A 9,894-nucleotide genomic window follows, 5' to 3' on the forward strand; every position below is an offset into this window, starting at 1 on the left:
AGAACCGGTCGGGCCGGCCCGGCGGCACCCCCGGCGGCAGCTCGTCCAGCTGGGACTGCCAGCGGGGCGGCAGCCGCTCGTACCGCCGGACCTCCGAGGTGATCAGTCCGGCGGCCAGACCGGCCCCGCGCTCGTCGAGTTCGCGACGGACGACCCGTACGACATCGGCGGGCAGCCAGCCGCGCTCCCAGGCGCGCCGGACGAACTCCTCGCCGCGCCGCAGCAGCTCGGCGTCGGTCGCCGGGTCGGCGGCGAGGAGGGAGGCGCCGGTGTCGAGACCGGCGTCGCCGTCCGAGTAGAGGGCGGCCGCGAATGCCTGGTCGATCACCGGTTCCATGAGGTCAGGGTAGGCGTGGCGGGGTCGGCGGAATTCATCCACAGCCTGTGGATGAATTCCGCCGGCCCCGCTCCGGCGTCCGTGGCCGACCGGCCCAGGGGCTGGGTCAGGGCAGGAGGACGAGCTTCCCCCGTACGTGCCCCGCCTCGCTCAGCCGCTGCGCGTCGGCCGCGTCGACGAGCGGCAGGGCCCGTTCGACCGGCACCCGCAGCTCGCCGTCGGCCGCGAGCCGGGCGTGCTCGGCCAGCTGCGCCCCGGACCGGGAGCCGCCCCCGGAGAAGGCGATCCCGTACTCCGCCGCCTTCGGGTCGGCGATGGTGACGATCCGGTCGGTGGTGCCGCCGCGCAGCTCGATGGAGTCCGGCAGCGCACCGCGCCCCGCCACGTCGAAGACCGCGTCCACACCCTGTGGGGCGGCATCGCGCACCCGGCCGACCAGCCCCTCCCCGTACTCCACCGGGGTCGCGCCGATCACCCGCAGATAGTCGTGGTTGGCCGCGGACGCCGTACCGATCACGGTCGCGCCCCGCGCCGCCGCCAGCTGCACCGCGGCCGATCCGACGGCTCCGGCCGCCCCGTGCAGCAGCAGTGTGTCGCCCTCGCCCACGGCGAGCTCGTCCAGGACGCGCTGAGCGGTGTTCGACGCGATGGTCAGCGCCGCTGCGTCCTGCCAGCTCAGCTCGGCCGGCTTGGGGGCGACGAGCGTGGCATCGGCCAGGGCGTACTCGGCGTAGGAGCCGGTGGCGCTCCAGCCGAGCACCTCGTCGCCCACCTCGACCCCGGTGACCCCTTCCCCGGTCCGGTCGACCACCCCGGCGAACTCGACGCCCGGGATCGCCGGGAGCGAGGTGGGGAACGCCTCCTGCATCCAGCCGTGCCGGATCTTGTAGTCCATCGGATTCACCCCGGCGGCCTTGACCTTCACCCGCACCTGCCCCGGACCCGGGTGCGGGTCCTCGACCCGGGCCGGACGCAGGACCTCGGGTCCGCCGAACTCCTCGAAAACGATCGCTTCCATCGCGCCTGTCCCCTCGGTGGCTGCTCCGGGCCCCTAAGCAGGCCCCTGCCGATCCTCCCGTCTGCGACGCGCACGCGCACGTCGCCCCGCTGTCAGTGCCGGGTGCCAGACTCGGCCGTATGACCGAACGCTGGGCCCTGGCCACCACGGAGAGCGGTGGCGCCCGCCTCGTCCCGCTCGACCGCACGGGCCTGCCCACCGCCCCGGTCGCGACCGAACCCGACCTGGTCGAGGCCGTCCGCTCCCGCCCCGGAGTCACTCGCTGGGTGTGGCGCTCGACCACCGAGATCTACCCCCGGCTGCTCGCCGCCGGGGTGCGGGTGGCGCGCTGCTACGACATCGAGGCCGCCGAGTCCCTCCTGCTGGGACACGAGGGCCGGCTGGGCGAACCCCGCTCCGCGGCCGCCGCCCACGCCCGGCTGCTGGGCGCCCCGGTGCCGCCCGATCCGCCGCCGCGCTCGGCGGTGCCCGGCTCCCAGTCCTCCCTGTTCGAGCCCAGGTCCGGCACGGACCTGCCCTTCGACGCCCTGCTCCAGGTGTACGCGGACCAGCTCGTCCGCCACGACGCCACGGACCGTCCGGACCGGATGCGCCTGCTGACGGCCACCGAGTCGGCCGGCATGCTGGTCGCCGCCGAGATGCACCGTTCGGGTCTGCCCTGGCGGGCCGACGTCCACCGGGACGTCCTTCAGGAGCTGCTGGGCGAGCGGTACGCGGGCGGTGGCGAGCCGCGCAAGCTGGCCGAGCTGGCGGACGAGGTGTCCGCCGCCTTCGGCCGCAGGGTCCGCCCGGACCTCCCCGCCGACGTGGTGCGGGCGTTCGCCCAGGCCGGCATCAAGGTGAAGTCGACCCGGCGCTGGGAGCTGGAGGAGCTGGACCATCCGGCGGTGCGACCGCTCGTCCAGTACAAGAAGCTGTACCGGATCTGGACGGCACACGGCTGGAGCTGGCTCCAGGACTGGGTCCGCGACGGCCGCTTCCGCCCCGAGTACCAGCCGGGCGGCACGGTCAGCGGCCGCTGGACGACCAACGGCGGCGGGGCGCTGCAGATCCCCAAGGTGATCCGGCAAGCGGTCGTCGCCGACGAGGGCTGGCGCCTCGTCGTCGCGGACGCCGACCAGATGGAGCCGAGAGTGCTGGCCGCGATCTCCCGCGACCGGGGCCTCATGGAGGTGGCCGGCCACGACGGCGACCTCTACACCGCGCTGTCCGACCGCGCCTTCCACGGCGACCGCGACCACGCCAAGATCGCCCTGCTCGGCGCCGTCTACGGCCAGACCTCGGGGGACGGCCTGAAGAATCTGGCCGCCCTGCGCCGTAGATTCCCGCATGCCGTCGCCTATGTGGACGATGCCGCGAAGGCCGGCGAGGAAGGCCGTCTCGTACGGACCTGGCTCGGCCGGACCAGCCCGCCCGCGGCAGGCAGCGGGGACGACGGGGAGGCCGGAATCCCGCAGGAGGGCGACGACGCTCCGGCGACCGGCTCCGAGCACGCGGCGGACGGCGGCTTCACGCCCGGCTACGCCTCGTCCAACGCCCGTGCGCGCGGCCGCTTCACCCGTAACTTCGTGGTGCAGGGCAGCGCCGCCGACTGGGCGCTGCTGCTCCTGGCCGCCCTGCGCCAGACGATCACCACCGCCGGGCTCCGGGCCGAACTGGTCTTCTTCCAGCACGACGAGGTGATCGTGCACTGTCCGCAGCAGGAGGCCGAGACGGTGGTGGAGGCGATCCGGGCCGCCGGTGAGCTGGCCGGCCGGACGGCCTTCGGTGAGACACCGGTGCGCTTCCCGTTCACCACGGCGGTGGTGCGGCGCTACTCGGACGCCAAGTAAGGGCCGGATCGCAGGTCAGGGGCTGCCCGGAGGACGCCGCCACGGACGACGCGGCCCATCACCGCCGCGGCGGCCGGCGGCCGGGGTGCGGAACACGGTGAGTCCGTGGTCCTGGGGACCGGAGGCGGCCAAGTGCCGGTGGCGGTTGCGTCCGTTGAGCAGATGGATCGCGTACGCCACCACGGCGATCATGCCGATGACTACCGCGACGGTGATCAGAGTTTCCATGCCTCATGGCCTCCTCGGGCCGTCCCCCGCGTCCCTCCAGGCTACTGCGCAAACACCCGCGGCGGCGGCCCGGGGAGCGGGCCGGGCCGGGATACGGCGTGTGCCCCGGGGAAGGAGCCCGGGGCACACGCGCGGCGGTGGTGCCCGCCGGTCCGCTCGTCTACCCGCGTTCCCACAACGCGGGGACGTTCGGCGGCTCCCAGCCGGTCAGGGCGGTGTGCGCCTGCAGACAGCGGTACGCGACCCCGCCGTACGTGACGCGGTCTCCCGCGTGGTAGACCGCGCCGGACGCCCAGCTGCCGCCCGGGCCGGTCGGCGGATCGGTCGGATCCGTCGGGTCCGTCGGGTCCTGCGCGACGTCGAGGACGAAGTCGAAGGACCCCTCCTTCCCGGAGCCGACGGACCGGACGTTCATCAGGAGCGCCGGGTCGAAGATGCTGTCGGTGTTGTTGCGCGGCTCGTTCGGGAAGTAGAGCTGCGTGGTGAGAATCCTCTTGCCGGGCGCCTGGGCCTTCACATGGATGTGCCGGGTGCGGCCGGGATACAGACCCGCCACGACCGTGGAGAGGGTGAACGCGCCGGACGCGTCGGTGAACTGGTGCCCGCGGAAGCCGAATCCGCTCATGTCGTACGCGCCGTTGGTGTCGGCCTGCCAGAAGTCGAGCAGCACCCCGGGGATGGGCTTGCAGGCCCGCCCGAAGACATAGCCGCTGACGGTCAGCCGGACGCCGGGCGTCCCGGAGGTCACCAGGCTGGTACGCAGCGGGGAGTTGGGCTTGAAGTACGGGCCCTCCATCTGGTCGTGGGTCGGGTCGTCGCCGTCATCGCAGTCCGGGGTCGGGGCGAGCGGGACGCCGGTGGAGCCGGTGTCGCGTGCCAGCGCCACCCCGGTCCCGGCGAACAGCGGGACGGCGGTGGCCACCAGGGCCGCTTTGAGCAGCGTCTTGCGGCTGATCCGCCGGTCTTCGGAGAAGCGGTCGATGGGGTCGGGGGTCATGGCGGACTCCTCGGGATGGTGGGGGAAGGGCACGTTCGGGTGCATGGGGGTCCCGGGCACTGCCCGGGGCCCCGCTCCTCGATCGCCGGAGGGGCTCGGAGCGCGGTACAGGTGCTACAGCGCCTGCCAGAGCGCGGGGACGTTCGCGGGCGTCCAGCCGGCCTGGGCCTGATGTCCCTGGAGGCAGCGGTACCTGGCGGAGCCGTACGTCACCACGTCGCCCGCGGCGTACACGGTGCCGGCCGCCCAGCTCCCGCCGGGATCGGTCGGCGGGCCGGTCGGATCGGTCGGGGTGGCGCTGGTGACCAGGGTGAGTCCGTACGCCTGGAGGGCGGGGTTCACCGGCTGGAAGTACGTCGTGCCGCCCTGGGAGCAGTTGCCGGTGCCGCCGGAGGTGACGCCCTGGGCCTGGCTGCCGGAGACGAACGAGCCTCCGGAGTCGCCGGGTTCGGCGCACACGTTGGTGCGGGTCACTCCGGAGACGGTGCCCTCCTGGTAGGTGACGCTGCTGTTGCGCTGCTGGACGGTGCCGCAGTGCCAGCCGGTCGTCGAGCCCGAGCGGCAGACCGACGAGCCCTCCAGCGCCTCGGTGGAACCGGTGACCGTCACATCGCCGGTGCCGTAGCCGTTCACCAGGGGGCGCGGGGTCCAGCCGGTGTTCGCGGCGACCCAGGAGTAGTCGCGGCCGGGGAAGGTGGAGCCCTGGAAGGAGCCCTGGGCCTGCTGGTTGTAACCGCTGGTGCTGACGCCCGGGGTTCCGCAGTGCCCGGCACTGACGAACCCGCCCTGGGTACCGCGCTTGACGGGGAAGCCGATGGAGCAGCGGCCCGAGCCGTTCATGTAGTACGCGTCACCGCCGCGCAGATCCGTGAACGTACGGGGTACGCGTGCTGACTGACTGACCGTCACCAATTGCCGCGACACTCCGGCCGAGGCGAGGAAGGTGTCGGCCGCGGCGCCGCGGTCGGCCTCGACGACGACGCGGTTGGTGCGCACGTCGACGTACCAGACGGGTATGTCCTTCGGCGCCCGGTGCAGCGCCACCCGGTCGAGGGCTGCCTTGGCCGAGGCGAGTTCGGCCAGACTGTGGGCGAGGACGACGGCCCGCGCACCGGCCTCGGTGATCCTGGCGGTGTCCGCCGAGTCGGTGGTGGCGACGGTCAGTTCAGCCGCGTCGCCGCTCACCCGGGCGCCGGCGAAACCGGCGCCGAGGGAGTGCCGCAGCCCGGCGGCCACCGCTGCCGCGCGGGTCTCCTCGCCGACCCTGGCCCGTGCCTGGCCGGCGGTCAGTCCGAGATCCCGCTGCATCGCCTTGAGCAGACCGGGAGAGAGCCGGTCCGCCCCGGCGGCGGGGGCGTTGGCAACGGATGAGGCGTCGGCGGACGCGGCGCCGGTCAGCCCGGCCAGGGCGAGCGCACCGACGGCCACGGTGGCGGTACACGCGGCCAGTGCACGTCTTCGGAGCATGGATCTCTCCACGGAACTCTCCTTGGTTGCGGGGGAATTTCCGACAACGTAGCCGCGCGCACCCGGCTCCAGGAGATCCCGTCCACCCCATCGCATCACGTTATGGGCAGCCGTGACCGGCGGCGAAACCCCGATCCCGGCCTCCCCGCGTGCGGCCCGCGCGAGTAGGTTCCCCTCATGCGAATAGGCCAACTGCTCGGCACCGGACGCACCGCCGACGTATACGAACTGGACGAGGAGTGGGTCCTGCGGCGCTATCGCGTCGAGCTGGACGCCACACGCGAGATGCCCGTCATGTCCTACCTCTCGGCCTCCGGCTACCCGGTTCCCCGGCTCGGTCCGCTGCCCGTGTCGGCCGGTCCCGGCGACCTGATCATGCAGCGCCTGTCCGGTCCGACGATGCTGGATTCCCTGGTCTCCGGCGAGCTCGGCGGGGACGAGGGCTCCGCCATGCTGGCCGGTCTGCTCGCCGATCTGCACACCGTCCCGGCCCGGCTCTCGGCACATCCCGAGGACCGGATCCTCCACCTCGACCTGCATCCGGGCAACGTGATGCTGACGGCCGAGGGCCCCATGGTGATCGACTGGAGCAACACCGAGGAGGGCCCGCCCGCCCTGGACCGGGCCATGACCGCGCTGATCCTGGCCCAGGTCGCGGTCGATCCGCATATCCCGGCAGCGGCGGGCGCCCGCGCGCTGCTGGACACCCTGATGCCCCTTCTGGCCGCCGACGACGGCATCCCGGCCCGCCACCTCGCCGCCGCGGCTGCCCGCCGCGCCGCCAATCCGACGATGAGCCCGGCCGAACTGGCCCTCATCGACGAGGCGTCGGACCTGGTCGCGTCGCTGTCGGGGTGACGGCCTCCCCGCAACAGGGAGTGGATCAGCTGTCGCGGGGGCGGCCGTGAGCCCGTCCGCGCCGCAGGGCCCCGGTCACTCGCGTGTGCCCGCGAGTTCGACCGGCCGGGTGCGCAGCGCGAGCGAGGCGGGCAGCACGGCGAAGACCACGGCCAGGACCGCGCTCGCCGCCACCACGAGGCCGACGGTGCCCCATGGGACGACGACGCCGGACCCGACGTCGAGCCGGCCCAGAGCGGTCCGTACGCCGAGCAGGTTCAGCGCGGCGACGACCGCGCCGAGCACCGCGCCCACCGCGACCACGGCCAGCGCCTCGACCCCGACCAGCCGCAGCACCTGCGCCTTCGTCGCCCCGGCGAGACGGAGCACCGCCAGGTCCCGCACCCGGTCCGCGGTGGCCATCACCTGGGTGTTGGCCAGCGCGATCCCCGTGTACACCAGGGCGATCGCCAGAATCATCAGCAGCCCGAGCCGGGTACTGCCGCCGGTGCGCGGGTGGTTGGCCGTCACCCACTGCGCCGTGGTCCGCACGTCGGTGCCGGTCGCCCGGCCGGCCGCGTACAACTGCTTCGCGACGGCAGACCGGTCCGCACCGGCCCGGACCCCGACGTCGATCCGGTCGATCCCGGCACCGGCGGCGTTGTGCGGGGTGAGGTAGACGCCGTTGTCGCCCGTGCCGGCGGAGAGCACGGCCACCACCCGCAGGGTGACCTTGCGGCCGTCACCCAGCCAGACGCCGACGCGCTCGCCGATCGTCGTGGTCAGCCACTCCTCGTTCACGACGATGCCGCCGTCGTCGAGGTCGGCGAACCGGCCCGCCACCACCGGCAGCGCGGACACGGCGGCCGCGTCCGCCGGGTCCACCGCCCTGGCCTCGGAGCGGACGAGCGCCGTGCCCTCCTCGAGCACGGTCACGGAGGTGGAGCGCGAGGCGCTGACCGCGGCGCCGTGGATGTGCCGGGCCCGTTCGGCGAACCGCGGGGAGAGCGTGCCGCCCCCACCGTCCGCCGCGGCCACGAAGTCCGCGGTCGCCTGGGTGCGCGCCTCGGCGGCCTTGGCCGCGTCGATGGTGGCCGTCGTGCCCATGAGCGAGGCGGCCAGGGCGACGGTGACGATCACGGGAGCGGCGACGGCAGCCGTCCGGCGCAGCCCGGCGGAGGCGTTCTCCCTGGTCAGTACGCCGGTGGCGCCGGGCAGCTGAGCCGGCAGCCAGGTGAGGAACCGGGTGACGGGACGGACCAGCACGGGTGCGAACAGGGCGAACCCGGTGATCAGCAGCATCGGCTGGGTGAGGTACGTCTTGCGCTTGAGGACACCGCCGGGGTCCTGGACGAGCAGGGCGGTCACCAGCACGATCCCGGTCAGCAGTACGGCCGCGCCCAGCAGCACCCGGCTCAACGGCATCGAGCCGCTGTCGACGGCGGATTCGCGCAGCGCCTCGACCGGTCCGGTCCGGCCCGCCCGGTGCGCGGCGGCGACCGCGCCCGCCAGTGCCACGGCCGGCCCGGTCCAGAACGCGGCGTGCAGCGGCCAGCTCTGGTCACCGATCGCGAACCAGTGGGGGGCGATTGCCTCGCCGACCATCCAGGAGGCAAGCCGGGGCGCACCGAGCAGGCCCAGCCGGCAGCCCGCGGCCGACGCGAGTACGCCGACGAGGACGGCTTCCGCGTACACCAGCCGGCGCACCTGGCCGGGGGTGGCGCCCGCCGTACGCAGCAGGCCGAACTCGCGGCGGCGCTGGGCCACCCCGTAGGAGAAGGTCGAGGCGACCACGAAGACCGAGACGAAGGCGGTGATGCCCGCGGCCGTGCCCAGCAGGGCGTTGACCGAGACCAGGGCCTCGGCGTCCCGGTCCGGATCGGGATCGGCCCGGCGCCGGTCGTCGCCGGTGAGGACCGCCATCGCGGAGTCCCGGCGCACGGCCGCGCGCACCGCGGCCGGATCGGCGTGCACCACCACGGCGTCGATGTCCGGGGAGATCCTGGCGGCCTCGGCGGCGGTGAAGAACACCGCGGTCTCGAAGCCCGCCGGGCGCACCGTACCGACCACGGTCCTGCTGCCGCTGCCCGCCGGGGTGGTGACGGTGATCCGGTCCCCGGTACGCACACCGGAGCCGTCCCCCGCCGTCACGACGACCTCGCCGGCCGCGGCCGGGGCCCGTCCGGAGGTGAGCCGGTAGGGGGCGGCGGCCGCGACCGGCCAGGGGTGCCCGACGGTCCCGTGGCCGACGGTCCCGTCGCCGTCCAGGACGATGTTCCCGACCGAGACGGGGAACGTGCGGTCCTGCGCCGTGCGGCCGAGTCCGGCGAGCTCGGCGGCGAGCTGCGCGGGGACCGGCCGGGGGTCGGTGAGCTTCTGCGTCCGGACGCCGATCGGGGTCTCCACCCGCAGCCGGTCCTCGCCCCGGACCAGGACGGGGGCCGCGGCGAACCGCTCCGGGCCCTGGTGCGGCGCGGCGAACGTGGCCGCGAGCGCCATCCCGGTGGTGGCGACGATCCCCACGCCGAGGGCCAGCGCGATGAAGGAGCCGGCGAAGGTGACCCAGCGGGTCCGGATGCCCTGGAGCACGAGGCTCAGCACGGGACCGCCGCCATCCTCGTCATACGCGCGGCGATCTGCTCGGCGGCCGGGGAGTGCAGCTCGCCCTGGACCCGGCCGTCGGCGAGGAACAGCACCCGGTCGGCACAGGAGGCCGCGACCGGGTCGTGCGTCACCATGATCACGGTCTGGCCGCCGTCGGCCATGGTGCGCAGCATCGAGAGCACCTCCCGTCCGGTGGTGGTGTCGAGCGCGCCGGTGGGCTCGTCACCGAAGAGCACGTCGGGCCGGGTGACCAGGGCGCGGGCCAGGGCAACCCGCTGCTGCTGGCCGCCGGACAGCTCGCCGGGCCGGTGCCCCGCCCGCTCGCGCAGCCCCACCCGCTCCAGCACGTCGAGGACTTCGCCCCGCTTGGGGCGGCGGCCTGCCAGCCGCAGCGGAAGCGCCACGTTCTGCTCGGCGGTGAGGGAGGGCAGCAGGTTGAACGCCTGGAAGACGAAACCGATACGGCTGCGGCGCAGCAGGGTCAGCCTCCGCTCGCTGAGCCCGGTCAGTTCGGTGTCACCGAGGAACACCCGGCCGCCGGTCGGCCGGTCGAGACCGGCGGTGCACTGGAGCA

At 74.2% G+C, this 9,894-nt stretch carries 8 protein-coding genes and 1 pseudogene; 2 read left to right on the top strand and 7 right to left on the bottom strand.

Annotation, left to right across the window (positions count from 1 at the left end; all coding sequences use genetic code 11):
• A pseudogene (locus J1C73_RS12190) lies at window positions 1-337 on the bottom strand (DUF2786 domain-containing protein); the annotation flags it as partial.
• A 106-nt stretch (window positions 338-443) separates the two neighbouring features.
• Complete coding sequence (locus J1C73_RS12195) at window positions 444-1,355, bottom strand: NADP-dependent oxidoreductase (RefSeq protein ID WP_207316384.1); 912 nt, start codon at window positions 1,353-1,355, stop codon at window positions 444-446.
• A 119-nt stretch (window positions 1,356-1,474) separates the two neighbouring features.
• Between J1C73_RS12195 and J1C73_RS12200 the strand changes: the two genes are divergently transcribed.
• On the top strand, window positions 1,475-3,187 hold the full coding sequence (locus J1C73_RS12200; protein WP_207316385.1) for a bifunctional 3'-5' exonuclease/DNA polymerase: 1,713 nt from the start codon (window positions 1,475-1,477) through the stop codon (window positions 3,185-3,187).
• A 15-nt stretch (window positions 3,188-3,202) separates the two neighbouring features.
• Here J1C73_RS12200 and J1C73_RS12205 read toward each other — a convergent pair whose 3' ends face one another.
• The 3 genes from J1C73_RS12205 to J1C73_RS12215 form a co-directional block, all read right to left on the bottom strand.
• Window positions 3,203-3,415: a hypothetical protein gene (locus J1C73_RS12205; RefSeq protein ID WP_207316386.1), complete on the bottom strand. Its 213-nt coding sequence runs from the start codon at window positions 3,413-3,415 to the stop codon at window positions 3,203-3,205.
• A 160-nt stretch (window positions 3,416-3,575) separates the two neighbouring features.
• A complete protein-coding gene (locus J1C73_RS12210) occupies window positions 3,576-4,412 on the bottom strand; it encodes a dioxygenase family protein (protein ID WP_207316387.1) in 837 nt (278 codons plus the stop codon).
• 114 nt (window positions 4,413-4,526) lie between these two features.
• Window positions 4,527-5,879: an alpha-lytic protease prodomain-containing protein gene (locus J1C73_RS12215; protein ID WP_207316388.1), complete on the bottom strand. Its 1,353-nt coding sequence runs from the start codon at window positions 5,877-5,879 to the stop codon at window positions 4,527-4,529.
• Window positions 5,880-6,056: 177 nt separating this feature from the next.
• On the opposite strand from J1C73_RS12215, the gene J1C73_RS12220 reads away from it, so the two are divergent.
• A complete protein-coding gene (locus tag J1C73_RS12220) occupies window positions 6,057-6,737 on the top strand; it encodes a phosphotransferase (protein WP_207316389.1) in 681 nt (226 codons plus the stop codon).
• Between the two features lie 75 nt (window positions 6,738-6,812).
• Here J1C73_RS12220 and J1C73_RS12225 read toward each other — a convergent pair whose 3' ends face one another.
• Window positions 6,813-9,317 (bottom strand): FtsX-like permease family protein, encoded by a 2,505-nt coding sequence (locus J1C73_RS12225; RefSeq protein ID WP_207316390.1) that lies wholly within the window; start codon window positions 9,315-9,317, stop codon window positions 6,813-6,815.
• Window positions 9,311-9,894 (bottom strand): ABC transporter ATP-binding protein (locus tag J1C73_RS12230; RefSeq protein WP_207316391.1); only part of this gene is annotated, 584 nt, incomplete at its 5' end. The genes J1C73_RS12230 and J1C73_RS12225, both read right to left, overlap by 7 nt.

It is taken from the genome of Streptomyces laculatispora (assembly GCF_017353455.1).
Taxonomy (GTDB): domain Bacteria; phylum Actinomycetota; class Actinomycetes; order Streptomycetales; family Streptomycetaceae; genus Streptomyces; species Streptomyces laculatispora.